The 25,529-nt window shown below is 66.9% G+C and carries 25 protein-coding genes and 2 pseudogenes; 22 read left to right on the top strand and 5 right to left on the bottom strand.

The genetic code is table 11. The features are described from left to right. The 16 genes and pseudogenes from QOI01_RS32335 to QOI01_RS32260 form a co-directional block, all read left to right on the top strand. A partial coding sequence (locus QOI01_RS32335; protein WP_526387690.1) for an aliphatic sulfonate ABC transporter substrate-binding protein occupies positions 1-866 on the top strand: 866 nt, incomplete at its 5' end. Positions 867-898: 32 nt separating this feature from the next. Beyond that, the gene (locus QOI01_RS32330; RefSeq protein WP_526387688.1) at positions 899-2,233 is read left to right on the top strand and encodes an LLM class flavin-dependent oxidoreductase; all 1,335 of its coding nucleotides are present in this window, start codon (positions 899-901) and stop codon (positions 2,231-2,233) included. A gap of 118 nt (positions 2,234-2,351) precedes the next feature. Next, positions 2,352-3,941 (top strand): FAD-dependent oxidoreductase, encoded by a 1,590-nt coding sequence (locus QOI01_RS32325; RefSeq protein ID WP_526387692.1) that lies wholly within the window; start codon positions 2,352-2,354, stop codon positions 3,939-3,941. Then, on the top strand, positions 3,938-4,270 hold the full coding sequence (locus QOI01_RS32320) for a 4Fe-4S binding protein (RefSeq protein WP_526387686.1): 333 nt from the start codon (positions 3,938-3,940) through the stop codon (positions 4,268-4,270). The genes QOI01_RS32325 and QOI01_RS32320 overlap by 4 nt, the downstream gene beginning before the upstream one ends. Positions 4,271-4,412: 142 nt before the next feature. Beyond that, entirely contained in the window at positions 4,413-5,723 is a 1,311-nt protein-coding gene (locus tag QOI01_RS32315; RefSeq protein ID WP_526387684.1) for an NtaA/DmoA family FMN-dependent monooxygenase, read from the top strand. A gap of 34 nt (positions 5,724-5,757) precedes the next feature. Further along, positions 5,758-6,317 (top strand): annotated as a pseudogene (locus QOI01_RS32310) (LLM class flavin-dependent oxidoreductase); the annotation flags it as partial. A gap of 515 nt (positions 6,318-6,832) precedes the next feature. Continuing rightward, positions 6,833-7,153: pseudogene (locus QOI01_RS32305) on the top strand (APC family permease); the annotation flags it as partial. A 58-nt stretch (positions 7,154-7,211) separates the two neighbouring features. Next, positions 7,212-7,913, top strand: a complete 702-nt coding sequence (locus tag QOI01_RS32300; protein WP_526387682.1) for a GNAT family N-acetyltransferase — start codon at positions 7,212-7,214, stop codon at positions 7,911-7,913. Next, positions 7,910-9,145: an acyl-CoA dehydrogenase family protein gene (locus QOI01_RS32295; protein ID WP_526387680.1), complete on the top strand. Its 1,236-nt coding sequence runs from the start codon at positions 7,910-7,912 to the stop codon at positions 9,143-9,145. The genes QOI01_RS32300 and QOI01_RS32295 overlap by 4 nt, the downstream gene beginning before the upstream one ends. A 9-nt stretch (positions 9,146-9,154) precedes the next feature. Further along, positions 9,155-10,552 carry an NtaA/DmoA family FMN-dependent monooxygenase gene (locus QOI01_RS32290; protein ID WP_526387678.1) on the top strand — a complete coding sequence of 466 codons (1,398 nt, stop codon included), beginning with the start codon at positions 9,155-9,157 and terminating at the stop codon, positions 10,550-10,552. Beyond that, positions 10,549-11,766 carry a GNAT family N-acetyltransferase gene (locus tag QOI01_RS32285; RefSeq protein ID WP_526387676.1) on the top strand — a complete coding sequence of 406 codons (1,218 nt, stop codon included), beginning with the start codon at positions 10,549-10,551 and terminating at the stop codon, positions 11,764-11,766. The genes QOI01_RS32290 and QOI01_RS32285 overlap by 4 nt, the downstream gene beginning before the upstream one ends. Positions 11,767-11,885: 119 nt before the next feature. Continuing rightward, entirely contained in the window at positions 11,886-13,523 is a 1,638-nt protein-coding gene (locus QOI01_RS32280) for a dipeptide ABC transporter ATP-binding protein (protein WP_526387674.1), read from the top strand. Further along, on the top strand, positions 13,520-14,458 hold the full coding sequence (locus QOI01_RS32275; protein ID WP_526387672.1) for an ABC transporter permease: 939 nt from the start codon (positions 13,520-13,522) through the stop codon (positions 14,456-14,458). The genes QOI01_RS32280 and QOI01_RS32275 overlap by 4 nt, the downstream gene beginning before the upstream one ends. A gap of 10 nt (positions 14,459-14,468) precedes the next feature. Beyond that, the gene (locus QOI01_RS32270) at positions 14,469-15,452 is read left to right on the top strand and encodes an ABC transporter permease (RefSeq protein WP_526387670.1); all 984 of its coding nucleotides are present in this window, start codon (positions 14,469-14,471) and stop codon (positions 15,450-15,452) included. A 29-nt stretch (positions 15,453-15,481) separates the two neighbouring features. Next, positions 15,482-17,260, top strand: coding sequence for an ABC transporter substrate-binding protein (locus QOI01_RS32265; protein WP_526387669.1), 1,779 nt, complete (start codon positions 15,482-15,484; stop codon positions 17,258-17,260). A gap of 2 nt (positions 17,261-17,262) precedes the next feature. After that, a complete protein-coding gene (locus QOI01_RS32260) occupies positions 17,263-17,592 on the top strand; it encodes a WhiB family transcriptional regulator (RefSeq protein ID WP_526387667.1) in 330 nt (109 codons plus the stop codon). 30 nt (positions 17,593-17,622) lie between these two features. Here the strand turns inward: QOI01_RS32260 and QOI01_RS32255 are convergent, their stop codons facing one another. After that, complete coding sequence (locus QOI01_RS32255) at positions 17,623-18,108, bottom strand: NADPH-dependent FMN reductase (RefSeq protein WP_526387666.1); 486 nt, start codon at positions 18,106-18,108, stop codon at positions 17,623-17,625. 240 nt (positions 18,109-18,348) lie between these two features. Between QOI01_RS32255 and cysK the strand changes: the two genes are divergently transcribed. The 4 genes from cysK to QOI01_RS32235 all read left to right on the top strand — a co-directional run bounded on the left by cysK (position 18,349) and on the right by QOI01_RS32235 (position 21,051). Further along, on the top strand, positions 18,349-19,284 hold the full coding sequence (gene cysK / locus QOI01_RS32250) for a cysteine synthase A (protein WP_526387664.1): 936 nt from the start codon (positions 18,349-18,351) through the stop codon (positions 19,282-19,284). A gap of 7 nt (positions 19,285-19,291) precedes the next feature. After that, positions 19,292-19,876 carry a serine O-acetyltransferase EpsC gene (epsC, locus tag QOI01_RS32245; protein WP_526387662.1) on the top strand — a complete coding sequence of 195 codons (585 nt, stop codon included), beginning with the start codon at positions 19,292-19,294 and terminating at the stop codon, positions 19,874-19,876. A 144-nt stretch (positions 19,877-20,020) separates the two neighbouring features. After that, a complete protein-coding gene (locus tag QOI01_RS32240; RefSeq protein WP_526387660.1) occupies positions 20,021-20,626 on the top strand; it encodes a pyridoxal-phosphate dependent enzyme in 606 nt (201 codons plus the stop codon). A 95-nt stretch (positions 20,627-20,721) separates the two neighbouring features. Continuing rightward, entirely contained in the window at positions 20,722-21,051 is a 330-nt protein-coding gene (locus QOI01_RS32235; RefSeq protein WP_526387658.1) for a hypothetical protein, read from the top strand. 77 nt (positions 21,052-21,128) lie between these two features. On the opposite strand, the gene mgrA is transcribed toward QOI01_RS32235, so the two are convergent. Next, a complete protein-coding gene (mgrA, locus tag QOI01_RS32230; protein WP_526387656.1) occupies positions 21,129-22,199 on the bottom strand; it encodes an L-glyceraldehyde 3-phosphate reductase in 1,071 nt (356 codons plus the stop codon). Positions 22,200-22,318: 119 nt separating this feature from the next. On the opposite strand from mgrA, the gene QOI01_RS32225 reads away from it, so the two are divergent. Continuing rightward, complete coding sequence (locus QOI01_RS32225) at positions 22,319-22,936, top strand: VOC family protein (RefSeq protein WP_526387654.1); 618 nt, start codon at positions 22,319-22,321, stop codon at positions 22,934-22,936. Between the two features lie 170 nt (positions 22,937-23,106). Next, positions 23,107-23,394, top strand: coding sequence for a WhiB family transcriptional regulator (locus QOI01_RS32220; RefSeq protein ID WP_526387652.1), 288 nt, complete (start codon positions 23,107-23,109; stop codon positions 23,392-23,394). A gap of 5 nt (positions 23,395-23,399) precedes the next feature. Here QOI01_RS32220 and QOI01_RS32215 read toward each other — a convergent pair whose 3' ends face one another. From QOI01_RS32215 to QOI01_RS32205, 3 genes are all read right to left on the bottom strand, one after another. Further along, positions 23,400-24,260, bottom strand: a complete 861-nt coding sequence (locus tag QOI01_RS32215) for a sulfurtransferase (RefSeq protein ID WP_526387650.1) — start codon at positions 24,258-24,260, stop codon at positions 23,400-23,402. Continuing rightward, positions 24,257-25,183 (bottom strand): ABC transporter substrate-binding protein, encoded by a 927-nt coding sequence (locus tag QOI01_RS32210; protein WP_526387648.1) that lies wholly within the window; start codon positions 25,181-25,183, stop codon positions 24,257-24,259. Before QOI01_RS32210 ends, QOI01_RS32215 begins: the two co-directional genes overlap by 4 nt. Then, on the bottom strand, positions 25,180-25,529 hold a 350-nt coding region (locus QOI01_RS32205), incomplete at its 5' end, for a uridine kinase family protein (RefSeq protein ID WP_526387646.1). The genes QOI01_RS32210 and QOI01_RS32205, both read right to left, overlap by 4 nt.

The following is a 25,529-nucleotide window of genomic DNA, read 5'->3' as shown; positions in this document are numbered from 1 at the left end:
ACGGTGGCGAGGAGCTGGCCAAGGTGACCGGCGCGTTCGACGATGCGCCGTACAAGGTCAAGTTCGCCCGATTCGACTACGGGCCGCCGTTGGTACAGGCTGCCGCGTCGGGTGACATCGACCTCGGAAGCGTCGGCACGGTACCGCCGATCACCGGCGCAGCGCAGGAGTACGGCTTCAAGATCGTCGCGACGCAGCGCGGCGCCGACCCCACGAAGGCAGCCGAAAACGTCATCGTGCCCAAGGATTCACCGATTCAGACCCTGGCCGATCTGAAGGGCAAGAGGATCGCCGTTCCACAGGGCGGCTCCGCTCATGGACTTGCCCTACTCGCCCTGAAGAGCGTGGGCCTCACACCGAAGGACGTTCAACTCGTCTACCTCAGTCCGGCAGCCGGCGCCACGGCATTCAACACCGGCAAGGTGGACGCCTGGTCCATCTGGAACCCGCAATCGTCGATCGCGGTGGGCCAAGGTGCCCGCATCATCGCCAAGGGCGTCCCGCCGATCGACCAGTCCAACAACTACTACGTCGCGGCCGACGAGTCGCTCAAGGACCCCGTCCGGCGGGCCGCGTTGGCCGACGTGCTGACTCGCGTCGCTCGGATCTTCAACTGGGCCCAGCAGAATCCCGACGAGTACGCCAAGGCGGTCGCGAAGGAGACGGGTGTACCGCTGAAGGACGCCAGGGAATCCGTTGACTCCTTCCCGTTCAAGGTCACGCAGTTCCTGCCCGAGGACGTCAAGGCCGAGCAGGCCCTCGGCGACGCCTTCTTCGATGCAGGCGAGATCAAGAAGCGGGTCGATCTCACGACCATCAGCGACAACCTCCTGCCCGACGGGTTCGACAGCACGACGTCGTCCTGACGCAGACCGATTCCAACCGATGGAGACCACCAATGGGCGCCACCCGGCGTGAACTGCATTTCAACGCCTTCCTGATGGAGGCCGGCCACCACGAGGCGGCCTGGCGTCTTCCGGAGAGCAACCCGCGGGCCGACTTCGACCTCGAACACTGGATCAGGCTCGCGCGGCTCGCCGAGGATGCCAAGTTTGACTCGCTGTTCCTGGCCGACGGTCCAGCGCTCACCGGCAGCGGCGCGTTTAGGCCACCCGGCCAGCTCGAACCGTTCACCCTGCTGACCGCGCTGTCGCAGCACACCAGCCGCATCGGGCTGGTCGCCACCGTGTCGTCGACCTACAACGAGCCCTACAATCTGGCGCGTCGACTCGCCTCGGTCGATCACGTCAGCGACGGCCGCGCCGGCTGGAACATCGTCACTTCGGCAGGTGCCGACGAGGCCGCCAACTTCGGGCTGGACGACCGCCCCGACCACGTCGCGCGCTACGAACGCGCCGACGAATTCCTGACCATCGCCAAGGCGTTGTGGGACAGCTGGGAGAGCGAAGCCGTAATCGCCGACAAGGCATCCGGTCGTTACGCCGATCCGACCCGCCTGCACGCGATCGGCCACGCAGGCAGCCACTTCAGGGTGGCGGGCGCACTCAACGTCGAGCGCCCACCCCAGGGCCATCCCCTGTTGGTGCAAGCCGGATCATCGGATGACGGCAAGAACTTCGCCGCCCGCCACGCGGAAGCCATCTTCACCGCCCACCAGACCTACGAACGCGCGGCGGACTTCTACCGCGACATCAAGGCGCGGACGAGAGCGGCCGGCCGTGACCCCGACGCGCTACTGGTGTTGCCGGGCATCGTGCCGTTCATCGGGTCGACCGAGGAGGAGGCGACCGAGCTGGCACGGCAGTACGACGAGCTCCGCATCCCCGAATACGGTCTGTCGCAGCTGGGCTGGAACTTCGAGGTGGACCCGTCGGTGTTCGAACTCGACGCGCCACTTCCCGACTTCATCCTCGCGCGCCCGAAACTTCAAGGATCGCAGAGCAGGTCGGATCTGATCATCGAGCTGGCGGTCCGCGAGAACCTGACCGTTCGGGAGATCCTCTCGCGGCTGGGCGGCGGTCGGGGCCACTTCACCTTCGTCGGCACACCCGATCAGGCCGCCGACACGATCATCACCTGGTTCGAAGGTGGTGCAGCCGACGGCTTCAACGTCATGGCGCCGGGACTGCCGTCGGAGCTGGAGGCCTTCATCGAACACGTGCTGCCGATCCTGCGCGGCAAGGGGCTCTTCCGCGAGGACTACGAAGGCACCACTCTTCGCGAACACTACGGTCTCTCCGTCCCCGCAAACCAGTTCCATCGCGATGCCTGAGGGCGTGCCGTCTGCGCTGATCGTGGTGTGGGCGGTGGCCGCGGCCCTGTCGGTCTGGTCAGCGGTCATCCTCGGCACCGGTCGCCTCAAAGCCTAGTAAAGGAGTGTCATGACGAAAATGGTTGTCGAGGAGACGCTTTCAACGGATGTGCTGGTGATCGGGGGCGGACCGGCGGGCACGTGGGCCGCCATCAAGGCGGTGCAGGCCGGCGCCGACGTCGTCCTGGCTGACAAGGGCCACACCGGTTCCAGTGGTGCGACCGCGTCGGTCGGAACCGGTGTCTGGTACGTCCATGACGTGCCCGAGCTTCGTGAGGCGGCGATGGCCAGCCGGGAGTCTCTCGGGGGTCATCTCGCCGAACGCGAGTGGATGACCCACGTGCTCGACGAAACCCATGCGCGGATGGATGAACTCGCCGACGTTCAGCGCTACCCCTTTCCGGTCGATGCGCACGGTCACCCCATCAGGGACGACCTGCAGGGGCCGGAGTACATGCGCCGTCAGCGCACCCGGGTGCAGCGGCTCGGGGTGCGCATCCTGGACCACACCCCTGCCCTCGAGCTGCTCGTCGACGAGGACGGCGTCGTCTCCGGGGCGCTGGCGCTCGACCGCAACTCGGGTCACGTCGTCCGCATCGAGGCCGGGGCGGTGGTGCTCGCCGCGGGCGGCTGCGCCTTTCAGTCCAAGACGCTGGGGTGTGACGTCAACACCGGCGACGGCGCACTCATGGCCGTCGAAGCCGGGGCGGCCCTGTCGGGTATGGAGTTCTCGAACTCGTTCGCCATCGCGCCCAAGGGGACCTCGCTGACCAAGACCGCGTATTACTCCTGGGCGACGTTCTACCGGAGCGACCGGACGCCCATCGAAGGGGCGGGCAGCGCCCGGGGTCGCACCGTCATCGCCAAGACCCTCCGCGAGGAGCCGGTGTTCGCGCGGATCGATCGCGCCACCGAGGACCAGCAGCGCGCCATGCGCAAGGGCCAACCCAACTTCTTCCTCGTCTTCGACCGCCTGGGGATCGATCCCTTCACCGACTTCTTCGAGATCACCCTGATAGCCGAGGGAACCGTCCGTGGCACGGGCGGTGTCCGGGTCGCGGACTTCGACTGCTCCACCGACGTGCCCGGCCTGTATGCCGCAGGCGACACGGCGACACGCGAGTTGATCTGCGGCGGATTCACCGGCGGCGGCAGTCACAACGCAGCGTGGGCGGCGTCCTCGGGCAGTTGGGCGGGGCGTGGCGCAGCGGCGTTCGCGATCCGACGGGGCTCTCGGCCCGCCACGCTGCGTCCGATCGGCGGCGCAGGCCTGCGCCCCGACGGACCGGTCGGGCTCGACTACCGGGCGGTGACCAAAGCCGTCCAACGGCACGTGCTGCCGCACGAGCACAACTTCCTGCGCCACGGCGACCATCTACGCCCGGCGCTGCAGTCGCTGCACGACACCTGGTCGGCGGTTCGCGACGGGTTGGGCGCCACCGGCGAGGATCTCTTCCGTGCGAGGGAGGCGGCCGCGATGGTGGCCCATGCCCGATGGATGTATCACGCTGCCCTGCAACGCACCGAGACGCGCGGTATGCACAAGCGCACCGACCACGTCGCACAGGATCCCGGCCAGCGCCACCGGTTGCTGACCGGCGGCCTCGACGAGCTGTGGACCCGACCCGAGAGAATCGGCGCCGCTGCTGAGGGCGGACGGGCCGCATGATCGAGATCGTGGCGAGCGAGCGCTGCATCGGTTGCGACCGTTGCATCGAGGTCTGCCCGACCCGAGTGTTCGACCGCGGCGCGGACGGGGTGCCCGTCATCGCCCGCCACGACAGTTGCCAGACCTGCTTTCAGTGCGAGGCGTACTGCCCGACCGACGCGCTGTTCGTCTCGCCGTTGACCACCCCGGTGCCCGCGGGATCGGACTTCCGCGACGCAGCGCGCCTGGACGCGACCGGACTGCTCGGCGGCTATCGGCGCGAACTGGGCTGGGGCCGCGGCCGCACGCTGGGCGCGCGCAGCGCCGTCGGTCCCGAATACCCGGGCTGAGTATGCCGTCGGCGGCCGATCAGCCGGCGACGGCAATGGGATGGTTCCGCATTCCCTCGATGAGGGACCCCAGGTACCCAATTGGGTTCTGGTCAAGTTTAATTGGTCGTTTCCGTGACCGGCCGGAGTAGGTTCTGCAATCGTGCCCAGACAACTCCATCTGCTGGCCTTCGGGAACAAGCGCTCGGCCGGTCCGTGGCGGCACCCGAAACTGGACAACACCCCCTCCGGAGTCCGGCGCAGGCTGATCGAACGCGCCCGGGTGGCCGAATCCGGGGCCTTCGACGCGTTGTTCTTCGCCGATGGGCTCAACTACGGCCTACCTGCGACGTGGGCCTACAAGACCACCGAGGACTTCGAGCCGTTGACCACGACCGCGGCACTGTCCTCGGTCACCGAGCGGATCGGCCTGGTGGTCACCGGCTCGGCCACCCTCGCGCACCCGTATCACCTGGCCAGGCAGCTGTCGTCGCTGGACCATCTCAGCGGGGGTCGCGCGGGCTGGAACCTGGTCACCAGCTTCGCCGAGGCGGCGGCCGACAACTTCAGCGCCCACGGGGTGGTCGCCCACGACGAGCGTTACGGGATCGCCGAAGAGGCGCTCGAGGTGGTGCGGGCGCTGTGGGACGGCTGGGGTGAGGACACCATCGTCGAGGATCGAGCCTCGGGAATCTTCAACGACGTCAGCAAGATTCACGTTGCCGATCATCACGGTCGGCATTTCGACGTCCGGGGTCCGATCGGCTCGGCACGTTCACCTCAGGGCCGTCCGGTGCTGTTCCAGGCCGGGTCCTTACCCACCGGTCGGGAGTTCGCCGCCCGGCACGCCGAAGTGATCTTCACCGGGCAGGGCACTCGCGCACGGGCGCAGGAGTTCTACCGTCAGATCGGTGACGAGGCTCGTGGGCAGGGGCGCAGCACTGCACCTCTGATCACTCCGTCGCTGCGTTTCATCGTCGGTTCGACCGAGGGCGAGGTCGGTCGGATCGAACGCAGCGCCTACGAGTACTTTAGCTCGGAATACCAGGCGGGCTGGCTGCTCGAGGTGGACGTCGACGTCACCGGCGCCGACCTGGACGGGCCCGTGCCTGCGTCGGCGTTCCCCTCCAGCACACAGACCCACCAGACTGCGTTGGCCGGCTACCGCGCACTGGCGGCCGACGGCAACCCGACGGTGCGGGAGTTCCTCTACCGCACGGTCAATGGCTGGGGGGCCAGCGTCGTCGGCACCCCCGAACAGCTCGCCGACCAGATCGAGGACTGGTTCCAGACACGTGCCTGCGACGGGTTCGTGCTGCAGGACTCAGGGCTGCCAGGGCAGCTCGAGGACTTCGTCGAACAGGTGGTGCCGCTGCTGCGCAAGCGCGGACTGTTCCGCCACGAGTACGGCGGCACCACATTGCGGGACCATCTGGGATTGGTGGTGCCGCAACGGTTCGGACGGTCGGCGTGACCCCAACGCCGTTGGTGTGCTGTCGGCATTCACCATGTCGACGGTGTCGCACGGCAACTACGGACTGTGGCGGCACCCCGATGACCGCACCGCCGACAACACCGGCATCGGCTACTGGGTCGAACTCGCAAAGACTCTGGAGGCCGGCGGGTTCGACATGCTGTTCATCGCCGACGCGGTCGGTCGACTCGACGTCTACGGCGGGGATGCCACGGCGGCACTGTCCCGCGCCGTACAGACGCCCGTCACCGACCCGCTGCTCGCCGTCTCGGCGATGGCGGCCGCCACCACGAGCCTCGGATTCGGCGTCAGGTCTCGACCACGTACGAGGCGCCGTATCTGCTGGCGCGCAAGTTCAGCACGCTGGACCACTTGACCGGCGGACGCATCGGTTGGAACGTCGTCACCTCGCTGCTGGACAGTGCCGCGCGCAACATCCTGGGTCGCGACCGCCAGATCGCGCACGACGAGCGCTACGCCATCGCCCAGGAATTCCTCGAAGTCACCTACAAGCTGTGGGAGGGCTCCTGGGGACCGGGTGCGGTGGTGCGCGATCCGCTCAGCGGTGTCTTCACCGACCCCTCGAAGGTGCACGGCCGTCAGCGGATCACCCTGCGCGACTATGTCGGTGGGCTGGGCGGATTCGGTGGACGACTGTTCGTCGGGTCGGGCCGCACGGTCGCCGACGACCTGGAGAGTTACGCCGACAGCACGGGAGTGGACGGCTTCAACATCGCCTACCACGTGACGCCGGAAGCTTCGTCGACGTCGCCGAACACCTCGTCCCCGAACTGCGCCGACGTGGACGCGTGCGTGAGGGCGACGCCCCGACCACTCTGCGGCAGAGGCTCTTTACCGACGGCTCGGCACTCCTGCCGCCCGACCACCCCGGGACTGCTTTCCGGTCCATTGGCCGTCAAGAAAGAATCTCGTCGATTCGATGACTGCCAAGAGCGGCGTTGTCAAGGCATCTTGATCGGTGGATCACACTCAGGTTAACAACCTGTGCGCCTGTCGATTACGGGCACACGGGTCGGGCGGCACGGCCCCTTGGAGCGGCCGGAAAGGCAGGCGTCGTGTCCACCACGTCGAAACCAGGAGATGGCGAGATCGTCGAGGTCGACGGCCGCACGCTGACGACCGCCGAATCGACCGGCCTGGAACACGAAGCGCTCGGGCCGTGGGGCGTGTTCGCCCAGGGACTGGCTGCAGCAGCGCCCAGCGTCGCGTTGGCGACCGTGCCGTTCTCCCTGTTCGTCGCCGCAGGCTCCGGGGCGGCCTGGGCTGCCGTGGTCGGGCTGGTGATCGTGGTGCTGATCGCGACGACCATCAGCTTCCAGGCCAAGCGCACGGTGTCCTCGGGCTCGCTGGGCACCTATACAGGGAACGGCCTAGGTCCCGGTTTCGCCTTCGCGGCCGGCTTCAGCCTGCGGGATCGAGCCGGAGATCCTCGCCGACTTCGTCTTCGACCCCGCCACGCCGAACTGGGTGCTCGACGACATCGTCGACGTCACGGTCGACCGTTTCCATCGCGAGAGCGCCGCGCTAGTGGGTGCGTACCTGCGCGTCTTCATCGGCTCCGATCAGCACCGGGTGATCGAAGCACTGCAGCGTCGCGGCGCTCGTCGCGAAGGCCAGTTCATCCGCACCCGAAAGCCACTCGCCGCAGAGGACGTCGACGCTCTCGACGCCGCTGCGATCGAGGGACTACGGGTGCTCAGTTGGCCCGCGGTGCTGGAGCGAGGGCTCTCCGAGCAGGTCCGCAGACTTCAGTACGACACATTCGACGAGCACTTCGGCAACATGTCCAAGACGCCGCAGGAGTGGGAGCACCACCTGCACAGTCGCGCCTTCACACCTGACTTCAGCCTGGCCGCAATCGACGACGCGGATCAGGTGGTGGGCTACGTGCTGGGTTCGACCTACACGGCGGGGACAGGCGACTCGCAGGAGATCAGCGCGCACACCGACTACATCGGGGTACACCGCGACCACCGGCGGCGGGGCATCGCCGAGATGCTGCTCACCAAGATCTGGCTCGCAGCACGTCGGCGTGGCCTTTCGGTGGCATCACTGGGCACCGACGTCGACAACCGCAGCAAGGCGCACCTGCTGTACCAAAGGCTGGGCTACGTCGCGGTCGAACACGAGGCCGCCTACCGCATCGACTCCAATGAGGGGACGGGATGAGCTCCAACACAACCTATTTGACCGAGCCGACGGCGAGGACCGACGAACTGCGGGCCAAGTTTCAGCCGGTGTTCGCCGCGATCGCCGAGGGAAACGTGCAACGCGAGCGCGACCGTACCCTGCCGCACGAGCAGGTTCGCTCGCTCAACGACGCCGGCTTCGGGACACTGCGCATTCCCGAAGCGCGCGGCGGTCTCGGCGCTTCGCTCGAGCAGACCTTCGCGCTGCTCGCCGAGCTGGCCGAGGCCGACGCCAACGTCTCCCACATCTGGCGCAACCATCTGGCGTTCGTCGAGGACCGGCTCAACGCACCGTTATCGGACGACAACGACACCTGGATCAAGCGTTTCGTTTCCGGGGCGTTCGTCGGGGGAGGTTGGACCGAGGCCAACAACCTGACCCTGGCCAACCTGGCCTCTACGGTCACCGTCGAGGACGACCACTGGGTCGTGAACGGCGCGAAATACTATGCCACGGGCAGTCTTTACGCCGACTGGCTCGACGTTCTCGGCCGGGGAGAGGACGGGGCGCTGTGGACTGCGCTGGTGCGCGCCGATGACCCAGGCGTGACGCTGATCGACGATTGGAAGGGGTTCGGCCAGCGTGCCACCGCCAGCGGCTCCGCCCGCTACGACGGTGTGCGCGCCGAGGCGGGCGACGTGTTTCCCGCCGCCGACCGATTCGGCTATCAGGCGCACTTCTATCAGATAGCGATGCTCGCAGTGCTGACCGGAATTACCCGGGCCGCTTTACGGGACGGCAGCTCCGCACTGAAGGCCCGCGGTCGCAACTACCCGCAGGGCCTGGCCGAGTCGCCCGCCCAGGACGCCCAGCTGTTGCAGGTGATCGGTCAGGTATCGGCCGATGCCTTCGCTGCGTCGGCCGCCCTCAACCAGAGCAGCCGAACCCTCGACGCCATCGTCACCGGTCGCATCGACGGCGACGACGAACACGCCCGCCGGCGGCTGATCGACGCCGAAGTCGCGGTGACCCAGGCTCAACTGGTCATCATCGCGGCCGCCTTGGCAGCCACCACCACGGTCTTCGACGCGCTCGGCGCGTCGGGCGTATCCGAAGCGCTTGCGCTGGACCGTCATTGGCGCAATGCGCGCACCCTGGCATCACACAACCCCCGGGTGTACAAGGCCCGCATCCTCGGCGACTGGCTGATCAACGAAAAGGACCCGGTGCCCGACCTCGCCGCCCGCGGCCGCGGCGGACAGGGCAACTGAGGCGTGGTCGTGGCGCCAGCGAAACCGATCATCCTCAACGGGTTCTCGATGAACTCGGTGTCACACGTCAACTACGGTCTGTGGCGCCATCCTCGAGACCAGACGCACCGCTACACGACCCTCGCCTACTGGCTGGAATTGGCCACGATCCTGGACCGCGGGCGGTTCGACACCTTCTTCCTCGCCGATGCGCTTGGGCTGCTCGACACCTATGGCGGCACCGCGGACGCATCACTGCGGACCGGGACCCAGTCACCGGTCGACGATCCGCTGCTGTTGGTGTCCGCTCTGGCAGCAGCCACTACGGACCTGGGATTCGGAGTCACGGTCTCGACCACCTACGAACATCCCTATCTGCTGGCCCGCAAGTTCAGCACCCTCGACCACCTCACCGAAGGTCGCGTCGCGTGGAACGTGGTGACGTCACAGCTCGAGAGCGCGGCGCGCAACCTCGGTCTGGAGCGTCAGATTCCGCATGACGAGCGTTACGAGCGTGCCGACGAGTTCCTCGACGTGGTCTTCAAGCTGTGGGAGGCGTCGTGGGAGGACGACGCCGTGGTGCGCGACCCGGTCACCGGGGTCTACACGGATCCAAACAGGGTGCACGCCATCGGTCACCGCGGCCGGTACTTCAACGTCCCCGACGCGCACCTGTCCGAGCCGAGTCCGCAACGCACGCCGCTGCTGCTGCAGGCGGGTGGCTCGCCCCGCGGGCAGCGGTTCGCCGCCGGACACGCCGAAGTGGTGTTCGTCGCGGGGGCCGACGCCGACGGCATTCGTCGCAACGTCGCGGCAATCAGAGCGTCGGCAGCCGAGCAAGGACGTGATCCCGACTCGCTGGACTTCGTCAGCGCCGTCGCCGTGGTCGTCGATGACACCGAGCGGGGAGCGGCGGCGAAGCTGGCCGACTATCAGTCGTACTTCAGCGTGGAGGGTGCGCTGGCGCACTACTCGGCCAGTACCGGCGTCGATTTCTCGACCGCCGATCTCGACAGTGTCATCGGCCATCACGACACCGACTCGAATCGCTCGCTGCTGTCGATGTTCGCCGCGGCGGACAAGGCGTGGACGCTGCGCGACGCGCTGGCACCCGCGACCGGACTGGGGCGCTCGCGCACGTTCGTCGGGATTCCTGGCGTGGTGGCCGACGAGCTCGAGGCATGGCTCGTCGCCACCGGTACGCAGGGCATCAACCTCATCGGCGTGGTGAACCCGGACAGCTACCGCGACTTCACCGAGCTCGTCGTCCCCGAACTGGACCGACGGGGCCGGGTGCGGCCCAGGCCGTCGGGTGTGGCCACGCTGCGACGACGGTTGAAGGGACGGGATCACGTCACCGACGACCATCCCGCTGCCCGCTACCGCCGCATGAGGCAGGCCTCACCCGATGGGGAAGCCAACCCATGACCGCCGACATCCGCGTCCTGAGCGACGAAGCAGATCTCGTCGCAGCGTCCAACGTGTTCCGCGCGGCGATGGTGGGCTTCCCACCGTTGGCCGGCCTGGAGCCCGGCCGCGTCGGCAAGCTCGTCGAACCGGGCCGCACGCTGGGTGCGTTCGTCGACGACGAATTGGTGGCCACCAGCGAGTCGGCCGCGAGCACCCTGACCCTGCCGGGCGGGCGACGCGTGACCCATGCTGCGGTCACCCACGTCGGGGTCTTGCCGTCGCACACCCGCCGCGGCATCGCCACCGAGCTGATGACGCACCAGTTGCGGGACCTCCACGCCCGCCACGAGGTCGTCGCCAGCCTGCGGGCATCCGAGGCGACGATCTACGAGCGGTTCGGCTACGGCGTGGCCAGCACGTCGCAGACCGTCGAAGTCCTGACCTCGGGCGCGGCCTTGCGGACCGGGGTGCCGCGTGGCGGACCGGTGCGGCTCGTCGACCCTCCCGAGTCCTGGGATGCGTTGCCGCGCATTCACGACCGGACGCGATCGCAGCGCCCTGGCAGCATCGACCGGCCTGCCGTGTGGTGGGAGAACCAACGGTTGCGCGCCGAGGGCGATCCGGGCGCCCGCTACGTCGGGCTGCACGGTGAACCCGGATCCGAGACGGGGTTCGTGCGCTACCACCCGGTGGGGACCGACAGGTGGTTCACCAGTTCCGAGCGCACCGTGGTGGTCGATGACTTCTACGCCCCGACCCCCGACGCCTACGTCGGGCTGCTGCGGTTCCTGATAGACCTCGACCTCGTCGACAGACTGGTCTTCACATCGCTGGCTCCTGACGATCCGTTGCCATGGCTTCTGACAGACCGACGGGCGGCGCGGGTCACCGGCGCCCGTGACGAGACCTGGTTGCGGGTGATCGACGTGGCAGCGGCCCTCGACGCACGGCGATTCGCCGGTGACGGCTCGGTCGCCGTCTTCGTCGAAGATCCGCTCCTGGCGCACAATTCTGCGACGTTCGAGATCTCAGCAGGCGGAGTCCGAAACACCGAGTCGCCCGCCGAGTTGACGATCGGCGTGGCGGCCCTGGGCGCCGTACTCTTGGGAGCTGTCACCTGGAGCGCCCTGGCGCTGGCGGGGCTCGTCGAGGTCCGTGACGCCGGTGCCCTCGCCGAAGCAGATGCGCTCTTCGGCTGGTGGCCGGCGCCGCACGCCGGAATCTACTTCTAGCGCTTCGCATCCGGAGCTACTTAGCTTCCGCCTGAGCAGAACCGTTGCCGAGCCGTTGCGCGCCGCAGAGGATCAGTCCATGTTCCGGCCACCGGTGGCGACAGCCTCGAGTTATCGCGATGGCACTGTTTGAGGTCTCCGATCTCGCCGTCACCATCCACACCGGAAGCCGCGCCCGCGGACGGCAGATCGTTCCAGCGGTGCGCGCGTTCGACTTCTCCGTCGACCGCGGCCAGACCTTGGCGATCGTGGGTGAATCCGGCTCCGGCAAGAGCGCCTCGCTGTTGGCGGCCACCCGCCTGCTCGGCGTCAATGCCGAGGTAAGCGGCAGTGTGCGCTTCGCGGGTCAGGACCTGCTGTCCCTGACCCCGAAGGCGCTGCGACGCATCCTCGGCAAGGACATCGGGTTCGTGTTCCAGGACCCACAGAGCAATCTGCACCCGTTCAAGACGGTCGGCAGGCAGATCGAGGAAGTCTTTCGCGTTCACCGCGCCGCGACGAGGCGAGAGACACGCAAACGGGTCGAGAACCTCCTCGACGAGGTCGGCATCGCCGATCCGGCGCACGCCTACCGGAGCCACCCAGCAGAGTTCTCCGGCGGCATGCGACAACGGGTGATGATCGCCATCGCGATCGCACTCAACCCGGCGCTGATCATCGCCGACGAACCCACGACGGCGCTTGACGTCAGCGTCCAGGCCGGCATCATCTCGCTGCTACGCAAGCTGCAACACGACCACGGCACCGCCATCGTGTTCGTCAGCCACGACCTCGGCGTCGTCGCGGAGATCGCCGACGACGTCGTCGTGGTCAAGGACGGAAGGGTCGTCGAATCCGGTTCGCGGCAGAACATCTACGCCGCTGCGACACAGGACTACACCCGCGAACTGCTCGCCGCGTCGCGGCTGCACAGTGTCGATCACATTGCCCCGGCACTGCCGGCGACGGTCGGCACGTCGGGTCCTGCGCTGTTGCGGGTGCGCGAACTGCGGAAGTCCTACCGCACCAGGGCCCGCGGCCCCCGGCGCAACGTCATCGACGGGCTGGACTTCACCATCGAGGCAGGCGAAGTCGTGGGACTGGTCGGCGAATCCGGTTCGGGCAAGTCGACGGTCGGCCGTATCGTCGCGGGTCTTCAGTACGCCGACTCCGGTGAGATCACCCTGAACGACGACACGTACCCGACCGGGCTGCGTGACGGCATCCCTGCGCTGCCTGCGGGTGTCCGACGTACGGTGCAGATGATCTTCCAGGACCCGTACTCCAGCCTGCACCCGCGCCGCACCGTCGAGGCGTCGCTGGCTGCGCCACTGCTCGCCCAGGGCGTCGACCGGTCCCAGATCCCGCCGCGTATCGCGCAGGCCGCCGCCGACGCCCGCGTCGACCAGGACCTGCTGCGGCGCTACCCCGCCGAGCTGTCGGGGGGACAGCGGCAGCGTGTCGCGATCGCGAGGGCGTTGGTCCTCGAGCCTGCCCTCATCGTGGCCGATGAGCCGCTTTCGTCGCTCGACGTCACCACTCAGGCCGAAATCCTCTCCCTGGTGGCCGATTTGATCCGCGACAAGGGCACCGCCTTCCTGTTCATCACCCACGATCTCGGCGTGGTGTCGTCCATCGCTGCGCGGGTGATCGTGCTCGGACCCAATGGCGTCGAGGAGACCGGTACGACGGTCGAGGTCTTCGGTAGTCCGCGCTCGGCCTATACGCGCCGGCTGCTGGACGCCGTTCCACGACTGGACGGTGCGCGGGCGTCATGAGCCAGTTGCTTCTGCAGGTCCCTGCTTCCACTCCCTCGCAGGAGGTCCCGGTTAGAAGGCGGTGGCGTGCCGCGCTCGCCGATCCCGGTCTGTTGGCGGGCGCCGTCATCATCGGCGTCGTCATCGCGGCCGCGCTGCTGGCGCCGGTATTCGCAGCGCTGCTCGGCCACGGGCCCAATGAACAGCTTCCCGACGAAACCCTCGATGCCGCAGGGCTACCCATCACCGGCGGCAACGGCTTCCTTCTCGGTGCCGACGGCAGCGGCCGGGACGTGCTTGTCCGAACGCTCTATGGCGCGAGGGTCTCGCTGGCCATCGGCATCCCGGCGACCACCATCGCCATGGTCGTGGGGGTCGTCGTCGGTCTGGTCGGCGGCTACTTCGGCGGTCGCGTCGACGCCCTGCTGGCAGAGGTGACCAATGTCGCTCTGGCGTTTCCGTTCCTGGTCACGGCGCTCAGCGTGGTGACGCTCAACCGGGGTACCGCGGGCACCACCCTGGTCAACCCGGCAGTGGTCGTGATCGGCGTGGTCGCCCTGTTCTCCTGGACCTACTTCGCCCGTCTGGTACGCAATCTGGTCATCGAGGTCAAGGCCAAGCCCTTCGTGCTGGCCGCGGTGGGCTCGGGCGCCTCGCATGCGCGGGTGCTGCTGCGCGAAGTCCTGCCGACCATCGTGCCCACGATCGTCATCTACTGGGCAGTCCAATTGCCCACCAACATCATTGCCGAGGCTTCGCTGTCCTACCTTGGTGTCGGCATTCGGCCGCCCACGCCGAGCTGGGGCACCATGATCGCCAACGCGCAGGACACTGCGCTTTACCAGACACAGCCCTGGATGCTGGTCGCGCCCGCGTTCGCCCTTTTCGTCACCGTCGTCGGCTTCAACCTGCTGGCGACTCGGTTGCGCAGCCGTTTCGATACCACGGCGTCCTGAGGCGGCACTGGTGACTCGTTTCGTGCTCTGGCGGACCTTCCGCATGGTCCTCACCGTGGCCGTCGTCGTGTTGATCACGTTCGGGCTGACGCGGGTCGCCTACCAGAATCCCGCCCGCATGCTCGCGCCCGAAAATGCCTCGGAGGAGACGGTTTCGACGATCGCCTCCAGCCTGCACCTCAACGACCCGTGGTACGTCCAGCTGTGGCACTACGCGATTCGGGGGCCGGAGATCAAGGGCACTCCGACAGGTCTGCTGAACTGGCCGCCGAGCCTGGGCTACTCCTACCGGTCCCAGCGACCCGTCACCGAACTGATCGCCGAGAAGATTCCGGTCACGGTGAGCCTCGCGGTGGGGGCATTGATCCTGTGGATCGCGCTGTCGATCGTGCTGGGGGTCTACGCCGCCCGCAAGCCGGGAGGTCCGTTCGACACGGTCACCAGCGTGTTGGCTTACGGCGCACTGGCGGTGCCCACGTTCGTGACCGGCGTTGCGCTGCTCTACGTCTTCTACTTCCAGCTCTCGCTCGCCGGGGTGAGGGCCTTTCCCGGCGGCGGATACGTGGCGCTCACGCAGTCGCCCGCGCAGTGGGCCCAGCATCTCCTGTTGCCGTGGCTGACGCTGGTGCTCGCCGAGGTGGGCGTTTTCCAGCGGGTGGTGCGTGCCTCGGTGCTGGAGGTCGCGGGCCGAGACTTCATTCGCACCGCGAGGGCGAAGGGCGTTGCGCCGCAGCGCGTCTACTTCGACCACGCGCTGTCGGCGGCGTTGAACCCGATCCTGACCCTCGGCGGCATCGAGTTCGCGACCATCCTCGGCGGTGCCATCATCACCGAGCAGATCTTCGGCCTCGACGGGGTCGGCCGCCTCGCGGTGAGCGCAGCCAAAGCCGGTGACGCACCGGTGGTGATCGGCTGCACCCTGCTCGGTGCGGTGATCTTCGTCGTCACCACCTTCGTCGTCGACGTCGTCACCCACGCCCGCAGTGCCAAATGAACACACGGATTCAGCAACGAAGGAGAACGATGAAGTACAGGACTGGGCGGCGGATCGTCACCCTGGTTACCACGCTTGCGGTGTCGGCGACACTGGCAGCGTGCGGCAGTAATGGAGGCGGCTCGGCTTCCACCGACCCCGCGGCGTTGCACGGCGGCACATTGCACATCGCATCGGTGGGCGACATCGACGCGCTCGACCCGCTGATCGCGTACTCGGCCGAGTCGTGGCAGGTCATCCGGGCGACCACCCGTCAGCTGGTCACCTACGCAGGTGATCGCAACGCCATCGGTCAGGACACCAAGGTGGTTCCCGACCTGGCCAAGAGCTGGGACGTCAGCCCCGACCGCAAGACCTACACGTTCCACCTGCGCGACAACATCGCGTTCTCCGGAGCCAGCACCCGGCCCATCACTGCGCAGGACTTCGTCTATGCGATCAAGCGTTTCCCCGACCCCAACGGGCAGGTCAGCGCAATCACCTATTACAACGCCCTGTTCGCCGGATTCAAGGAGTACTCGGCCGAGTTCGCGAAGGTGCCCACCGGCGACCTGGACGCGGCAAAGAAGTTCATCGACACCCACGACATCAGCGGCGTGAAGGCGTTGGACGACAAGACCTTCCAACTCACCCTTACGCAGCCCGCCAGTGACATCCTCGACATCCTCACGCTGAACTTCGTCAGCCCGCTGCCCGAGGAGGTCGTGTCCAAGTACTTCGCCGACAGCCTGGAGTTCCGCAAGAACTACGTCTCGAGCGGTCCCTACTCCGTCGCGTCCTATGACCAGGGCAAGCAGTTGACGCTGGCAAAGGTCAAGAACTACGACGCCGGTGGCGATCCGCGCAACGCCTACGCCGACGAGATCGTGTTCGACACCACCGTCGCATCTCCCGATGCGGCGTCCCAGCAGATCGAGACCGGAAGCGCTGACATCGGTCTGTACGTGAGGGCCTACCCGGCGAACGTCATCGCTCAGTACAAGCGGTCCGACCCCGATCACCTCTACAAGTCTGCAAGCGGGTCGGCGGTCTTCGTCAGTTGGAACAACCCGGCGGACCCGAAGACTCCGGCGCAGAAGGCCTTCAAGGACCTGCGTGTCCGGCAGGCGTTCAACTACTCGCTGAACCGCAGTGACGTCGTCCGTGGGCTCGGTGGCCCCGACTCGGCGATCCCGAGCAACGAGATCCTCACCTCCACGATCGTCGGTTACACCGGCGAGAACCCTTACCCGACTACGGATGACAAGGGCGACCCGGACAAGGCCAAGGCGCTACTCGCAGAATCCGGTCAGCAGAACCTGACCTTGAACGTCGCCTACCGCAACACTCCGGAATTCGAGAAGATCGCCACCTCCGTGCAGAACGCCGCAGCCCGCTCCGGCATCACGGTCCGCTTGACTCCGATCCCAGGTGATAGCTGGAGCACATTCAGCGCGTTTCTGGGTGACAAGTCCAAGCTCGACCAGTGGGACCTGGCTATCACCAACTGGACGCCGGACTGGCAGGGCAACAGCGCACGGATGACGCTGGGCGGATGGCTGGACTCGGACTTCGCTCCCGGAGGTACGTGGAACGGTGTCACCTACGCCAACCCCGCACTCAATGGCGCTGTCAACCAGGCGCTCTCGGCTGAGGACTCAACGCAGTACTGGAAGGACGCCAACGTGATCGCGACGAAGGACCTGGCGTGGTTCCCGCTGATCGAGCGGGTGAAGTCCATTCCGACGTCGAAGCGGGTGACCAACTGGACCTGGCAGTCACTCGGCAACGGTCCTGACATCACCAACATCGCGGTGAACGGCAGCTAACGATGGCAGCCGAGGAGGCGGCGCTCGAACTCGTTCTCGGGCCCGGGCAGCGGTCGCCACGACCGCTGCTCGGGGAGGAGAGCTGGCAGCGGTTGGGGAGTTGCCGGCTACCGACGCCCGACGTCTTCTACCCCGAGGACGGTGGTCGAGCGGGTCTACGGGCACGGGAGGCGCACGCAAAACGGATCTGCCGCGCGTGCCCGGTGGTCGATGACTGCCGCAACCACGCGCTGTCCGCGCGTGAGGCCTACGGTGTGTGGGGCGCGATGTCGGCGCAGGACCGGCAACGGGTGTTCGTCGCGCGAGCGGAGCCGTCGACTGCGGCTATGTGACGCGGTGGAGAACTCACGGCAACGAGGTCGTCACGCTGAATTCCCGGGAACGTACCGGCGGGCGATCTCCAGCCACCTGTCGAGGTCCGGTGACGCCTCGTAATCGGAATCGAGCAGGTACAGGCTTGGCGACGGGCAGCTCGCGCCGATCTCGACGAGGACCGGACGCAGTGTCAGTTCCGGAGCGAGCGAGTGCGCAGGGGAGCCGCCGAGCATGAGTGCGAACGTCGGAATCTGCCCAAGCTCGCCCGCCCCGAACTGGTCGAGGAACAGTTTCAGCAGCCCGGTGTAGGTGGCCTTGAACGTCGGCGATGCGACCACCAGGAAGTCGGCAGACTTCACGATCTCCTTGGCCTCGGCCACCTTCGGATCGCCCCACCCGAGCAGGCCGGTTCCGAGGTCGACGACGTCGATCACGTGTTCTGGGGGAGTGCCGCTCAGCTTTGTGGCGACAAGCTCCGCGGCCGCCCGCGTCCGCGAGTTCGGTTTGGGATTTCCGACGACTACCACGCTCATGCCACAAGTGAACCAAAGATGGCTTTTCGCAACTCATCCGCCCCTGACGAGTCTTGTCGTGCCTCACGCAGGCGTGTGGCGTCGCCGCCACGAGGCTGCCGAGCGTGCCCTGGGCATGAACCGGCCGGCCTTGGCCGACATCGACCAGGTGCCGCGATAGTCACGCGGACGTGTTGCAATGGGATCAGGTGAAATCGCAGCAAGGTGCCGGTACCAACCGGTCCACGAGGAAGGTCAGCCATGGGCAGGATCTACGAGAACGTCAGCGAGCTGGTCGGGCGTACTCCGCTCGTCCGGCTGAACCGGCTGACCGAGGGACTCGGTGCGCAGGTTGCGGCCAAGCTCGAGTTCTACAACCCCGCCAACAGCGTCAAGGACCGCATCGGGGTGGCGATCATCGACGCCGCCGAGCGGTCCGGAGAACTGCAGCCTGGAGGAACCATCGTCGAGGCCACCAGCGGCAACACGGGGATCGCCCTGGCGATGATCGGCGCGGCCCGCGGCTACAAGGTGATACTGACGATGCCGGACACGATGTCCACCGAGCGTCGGGTGATGCTGCGTGCCTTTGGCGCCGAGATCGTCCTGACCCCGGGCGCCGAGGGTATGGCAGGCGCGGTGGCGAAGTCGAAGCAGATCATCGCCGAGACTGAAAACGCGGTTGCGGCCGACCAGTTCGCCAACCCTGCCAACCCGGCGATCCACGAGAGCACGACTGGCGAAGAAGTCTGGGACGATACCGACGGCAGAGTCGACATCTTCGTCGCCGGCATCGGGACCGGTGGCACGCTCACCGGTGTCGGGCGGAACCTCAAGGCCCGCAAGCCGACGGTGAAGATCATCGGCGTCGAACCGGTGGATTCCCCGATCCTGAACGGCGGCAATCCCGGACCACACAAGATCCAAGGCATCGGCGCCAACTTCATTCCCGAGGTCCTCGACCGGGCCATCTACGACGAGATCATCGACGTCGGGTTCGACGACGCCATCGCGGTCGCGCGGGCGTTGGGAACCGACGAAGGCATCCTCGGCGGGATCTCCGCCGGCGCGAACGTCTGGGCCGCGCTAGAACTGGCGAAGCGCCCGGAGAACGCCGGCAAGCTCATCGTCGTCGTCGTCCCCGACTTCGGTGAACGGTACATCTCGACTGCACTGTTCGATCACATCAGGCAGTGATGGCTCCATGACTTTGCTGTCCACACTGCGCGAGGACATGTCGAACGCGCGGGTGCACGACCCGGCGGCTCGGGGAGACGTCGAGAATGCCCTCGTCTATTCCGGCCTTCACGCAATCTGGTCGCATCGGCTGGCCCACCGCATGTGGGCGAAGCCGACACTGCGCGGTCCGGCCCGCATACTGATGCAGTTCACCCGGTTCCTCACCGGCATCGAGATCCATCCGGGCGCGACCATCGGGCGGCGGTTCTTCATCGACCACGGCATGGGGGTGGTGATCGGGGAGACCGCCGAGATCGGCGACGACGTCATGGTCTACCACGGGGTGACTCTCGGTGGACGGACCATGAAGCAGGTCAGGCGTCATCCGACGATCGGCAACCGGGTCACCATCGGCGCGGGGGCGAAAGTCCTTGGGCCGGTGCACATCGGCGACGACAGCGCCATCGGGGCCAACGCCGTGGTGACCCATGACGTGCCAGCAGAATCAATCGCGACCGGCATCCCCGCAGTCGTGCGTCCGCGAACGGAGAAACAACGAGAGCAAGGCGTCGATCCGACCTTCTACATCGATCCCGCGATGTACATCTGAGATCAGCCCGTCTCTGTTCTGCCCGTCGCGATCGGTCGCGGTTGTTCGCCTAGAACCACGCTGGTTCAAATACTCCCCGCTACGGTCGGTGGCGGTCACGATTCGAAGGCAAGGCAGAACACATGACGAGGAATAGGTGTTGCTTTGGCCGGTCCCGTCATCGAGCGTCCGCCCAGGATCACCCCCTCCGGAAGGCCGGTAGGGCACCCCGAGCATGTCCGCATGCTGGCGCGACGCATCGCGGAAGAGACGCCAGGAGGCTGGCTCGCCGACCAGTACGACAATCCGGCCAATCCGCGGGCCCACTTCGAGACGACCGGTCCCGAACTGTGGCATCAGACCCAGGGTTCTATCACTCATCTGGTCGCCGGTGTCGGCACCGGGGGAACCATCACGGGCACGGGCGAATACCTGAAATCGATTTCCGACCAACGGGTTCGCGTCGTCGGAGCTGATCCGTCATCGTCGCGGTACTCCGGGGGCGATGGGCGCGCCTACTACGTCGAATCGGTCGGTCACTACTTGCATCCGGACACAGAGGAGGACGTCTGGCCAAGGTCGTATCACGCCGAGGTGATCGACGAGTTCATCACCGTCGACGACAACGAGGCGATCGAGATCGCCCGTCGGGTGGCCGCCAAGGATGGCATCTTCATCGGCGGTTCGGGCGGAGTTGCGGTTGCGGCCGCACTGAAGTTCGCCGACCGGGTGTCGCCGTCATCATCCCCGACTCCGGACGCAATTACCTGACCAAGTACTACATCGACGCATGGCTCGCGCGCTGGGGTTTCGACGACTCCGCGATGCGCGCGCCACGGTTTGATTCAGCGCGTGAATACGTCGGATTGCCAGTCGATTCGACCATCGCCGATGCTCGGGCGGCTGCGGGCGGTTTGCCCGTGCTACCGGTTCACATCCGCCGCAACGGGGCAGCGGTGGTGGCCGCGGAGATAGTCGGATCGATCGACCTCGATGCCACCCGATCGCTGCCGTCTGACGCGTTGGTCCGAAACCACCTTGGCGCGGTGCCGACCCTAGCCGGCATTGGTGAGCCCGCTGTAGTGGTTCGGGAACGGGCCGCCAACGAGCGGTCGCGGATCGTGGTTGTTGTTCACCACGGAGTGGCGGTGGGGACCGCGATCACCCGGGAGATCTCGACGGGGTGGGACGTGTGACGGCTGAGCGGCGCCATCACCCACTGGGGTGACCAGCAGTCCGCCCGCGCGTTGCACCTGAACGTCGCTCGGGATGGCTACACGTCAGAGCTCTCACGCCAGAGGTCGATGCCGGAATCCGATGCGTACTGATCGATTTCGGTGAGTTCCTCGGGTGTGAACTGCAGGTTCTCCAAGGCCCCGAGATTCTCGTCGAGCTGAGCGACGCTCGACGCACCGACGAGCGTCGAAGCCACGGTGGGGTCGCGAAGCACCCACGCCAGCGCGAGCTGCGCCAGCGTCTGGCCACGGCGTTCGGCGATCCCGGCGAGTCCGCGGAGCCGGTCGCGTACCTGCTCGGTCACCAGGTCGTCGTCGAAGGTCGGACGCGCCGTTGCGCGGTCGACGTCGGCTGCCGCCCTCTGTAGGTAACGGTCGGTGAGAAGACCCTGGCCCAGCGCGGTGAACGCGATTGCTCCCATGCCTGCGTTCGCGAGCTCGGTGGTGAGCCCGCCCTCGATCCACCGGTTCAGCAGTGAGTACGACGGCTGGTGAATCACCAGCGGGGTGCCGAGTCGGTGCGCGATGGCCGCAGCCTCCGAAGTCTTGCCTGCCGAGTAGGACGAGATGCCCACGTAGCGTGCCTTGCCCGAACGCACTGCGGTGTCGAGGGCTCCGATCGTCTCCTCGAGTGGCGTCACCGGGTCGATGCGGTGTGAATAGAAGACGTCGACGTAGTCGAGTCCGAGACGGTCGAGCGACTGGTCGAGGCTCGCGAGCAGATAGGCGCGCCCGCCGAGTTGACCGTACGGCCCGGGCCACATGTCCCAGCCCGCCTTGGTGGAGATGATCAGTTCGTTGCGATACGGCTTGAAGTCGCGGCGCAGCATCCGGCCGAAGTTCTCCTCGGCCGACCCGTACGGCGGCCCGTAGTTGTTGGCCAAGTCGAAGTGGGTGATGCCACGGTCGAAGGCGTGGCGCAGCACCTCCCGTTGCGCGTCGAAGGGCCGGTTGTCGCCGAAGTTGTACCAGAGGCCGAGTGAGATGGCGGGCAGCAGAAGCCCTGATGAGCCCACCCGCCGGTAGGGCATCGCGTCGTAGCGTTCTCGCGCTGCCACCCATGGGTCGTTGGTGAAGGGAACGTCAGAGACTGCGAGGTCCTCGGTCATGGGAATCATCGTAATTGCCTCGCCGCCGGGTTTTGGTCTCGGCGATCGAAACTGCACGTGGCGGACGTCAAAACAGGGATGCTCTAGTCCGGTGCCAAAGTCGGCGCGGGGAGGCTCGGATGACACAGTTCAAACTCGAAGTCGTAGTGATACCGGTGTCCGACGTGGACCGGGCGAGAAACTTCTACGAGTCACTGGGATGGCGCGTGGACGCCGACTTCAGCACCGGTCCGGACTTTCGGGTGGTACAGGTGACGCCGACCGGCTCGCCGACCTCGATCATCTTCGGCACGGGAGTGACCACCGGCCAGGGGCCTGTCGACGGATTGCATCTCGTGGTGCCCGACGTCGAGATTGCGCGTGCGGACTTGGCGGCTGTCGGAGTGAATGTGAGCGAGGTCTTTCACGACGGCGGCGGGGTGTTCCACCACGGAGGCTCGGAGGGCAGAGTCAGCGGCCCGGATCCCGAGCGCAACAGCTATGCCTCGTTCGCCTCGTTTAGCGACCCGGACGGGAACGGGTGGTGGCTGCAGGAGATCACCACCCGACTTCCCGGGCGCGTCGACCCGGCCACCACGTCCTTCGGCTCGGTGAGTGACGTGGCCGATGCTCTTCGCCGGGCAGCGGCCGCGCACGGCGAGCACGAGGAGCGCACCGGCGAAGAAGACCCCGATTGGCACCACTGGTATGCGGAATACATCGTGGCGGAGCAGGCGGGTACCCAGCCGCCGACGTGAGCTTCGACGTCGGTTGATCCAACGGCTCGCGATCAGGCAGATTAATAGTATTCAGCAGAAGCACTTGCGGCCCTATGATATTCGGGTAACAGGTTTGCTCGTGCGTGACACGAGAGTCGCCACCACGGCCGCTCCCGCTGGTGGGCGACATCCGAGAGTGGAGGGGAGCGATGGCTGAAATGTGCGGACGATGGACCCTCGACACCGCGGAATGGCGACTGAGGGCGCGCTGTAAAGGCGAATCCGCGGACACGTTCTACCCGCCGGACAAGGAGAGGCCCAGAGCTCGCCGCCAGCGGGAACTGCACGCGAAGCAGATCTGTCTGACGTGTCCGGTTCTCGAGGCCTGCCGTCGACATGCCGTCGACACACGTGAGCCGCACGGCGTCTGGGGAGCGACCACGCCGCAGGACCGCGAGCGACTGTTGAGCGGAAGCGATGCCGCAGTCGGATTATGATCCTCCTAGCCAACGGTCAGCGGCAGAGCGGGGTCTGCGCTCCACTCTTCGAGAGACCCGTCGTAGACTCGCGCGTGCTGAATTCCGATCGAGGAGAGGGCGAGGGCGTTCGCCGTGGCCGAGATGCCGCCTCCGCAGTAGAGCAACAGTTCACTGTCGAGGTCTGCTCCCGCGTCACGGTAACGCGCCGCGACCTCGGCCTCGGAGCGGATGAAGCCCTTGTCGCCGAAGAGTGCGCGGGCGGGAACGTTGACGCTGCCCGGGATGTGTCCGCGGCGCGAGTAGCGAGTCGGCTCTGATCCGCTGAACGAGGCGGGTGACAGGCCGCAGACGAGATTGCCTGCGGTCGAATGGATGTCGAGAAGCTCGTCCATTTCGATCCAGGCATCGTGTGCGGTCTGAGCCACCCACCTCGGGACGGGCGCCGTCTCAACCCGCGGTCCACGTTCGACGGGCAGGCCGGATTCTTGCCAGCCGGACAGCCCTCCGTCCAGCACCGTCACCGGCACACCGATCCAGCGCAGCAGGAACCAGACTCGGGCCGCCCACAGTCCACCTGTGCTGTCGCAGACCACGACCTGCGTCCGTGAGCCGATGCCGAGTCGGGCGAGCGTGTCGGCGAGTCCCTGTGGTGGCGGATGCCGGTCGTGGGTGGCGTCGGGTATCGAGAGTTCGGCGTCCACCTCGACGTGCAGCGATCCCGGGATGTGCGCCTCCTCCCAGAGTGGGGCACCACTATCGGCGCGGAAGTCGCCGTCGAAGCGAGGCTTGTGCAGCAGGAGCGTGGCATCGAGGATGACGGGTGGTGTTGCGCCGGTGCGCATCCGGTCCAGCACCTCGGCCGAGACGAGTGGATTCCGGCTCATGTCGCGGTGCCCGCTCCTGCCGCCGAGGCATCCAGAACCGCCTCGTGCCACCGTTCGGGCGTGGAGAGGATGCCGTGCTCGGCGAGCCAGTGTGCGTAGGGCTCGACGAGCTCTCGGCGGATGGCTCCCCAGTGCCCGTCGTGGAACCACGTGCCGGAGATCGCCTCGAGCGATCTCGTGATGACTTCGTCGGTGAAGTACGGTGTCACGCCGCGCAGCACTTCGACCGTTTCGGCGGGATGCTCTGCTGCGTAACGGAAGCCGCGGCCGGTCGCGTCGTGGAATGCATCCAACAGATTCGGTTCCGCTGTGGCGAAGTCGGCGCGCGCACCCAACAGATAGCTGTGGTAGCTGAAGGGCAGCTCGTCGTCGACGCGCCATACCCGCTCGGGTCGGTCCGGATGCTCGCTGAGTAAGACGTCCCACGCCCAGTACGACCCGAACGTGGCGTCTGCCGCCCCGGCCGCGAGCTCATCACTCGTCAGCTCTCGGGCGCCGACGTCCACCAGGACGACGTCGTCGGGTTGGCCTCCCGCGCGGCGCACCAGGTCGCGCACCATCGCCAACCCGCGGGCCGTGGGATTGAGGGCCAGCCGCCGCCCGGCCAGTTCGGCGAGCGTGCCGATCCCGCTGCTCTCCAAGGTGCGGATCGTCTCGAGCCCGCGCTGGTTGATCGCCCTCAGCGCCCGCAACTGCTGACCACCGTCGACGCGGACCAGCAGCCGGCTGGTGGGAAATACCGCGAGGTCGACGAGTTCGCGTTCGAGGTGTTCGAGTCCGTCGCCGATGCCTGGGTCGACGGTGCGGATCTGCAGCTCGATACCGGCGTCGGCGTACCAGCCGTGGTGACGGGCGACGTAGAAGCCGGCGGAGTTCGGCCAGGGATGGAAGTACTCGAGGGCCAGTGATAGCCGTGTGGTCATGGTGTCCTCTCCGCTGCCGCCAGCGTGAATCCATCCGCGGCGGGCTGGGCGATCAGGTCGGCGTTGCGCCGCGGGTCGTATCGGGCGATGAAGTCGTCTTCCTGGGCTGCCCACCGATCCCAGTGGGGCAGATAGGTTTCGCCGTCACGCAGAAGTGCCCGCCGCTTGCGGTCCGCGTCGTCGGCATCGACCCAGATGGCCAGGTCGGCGAGCGACCGGCTATGCGGGGTAAGTGCTCCCACACCCTCGACGACGAGCCGTCGCCCAGGCTCGACGGCGTGCCAGGCGCCGGGCCGTTGCTCGTTCCAGTCCCAACCGCGCCAGCGTCCAGGACGGCCTTCGGACC

Origin of the sequence: Mycobacterium sp. (assembly GCF_032162605.1) — a bacterium.
Classification (GTDB): Bacteria; Actinomycetota; Actinomycetes; order Mycobacteriales; family Mycobacteriaceae; genus Mycobacterium.
The sequence above is the reverse complement of the archived record's forward strand: the minus strand, read 5'-3'. Positions and strand labels throughout refer to the sequence as shown.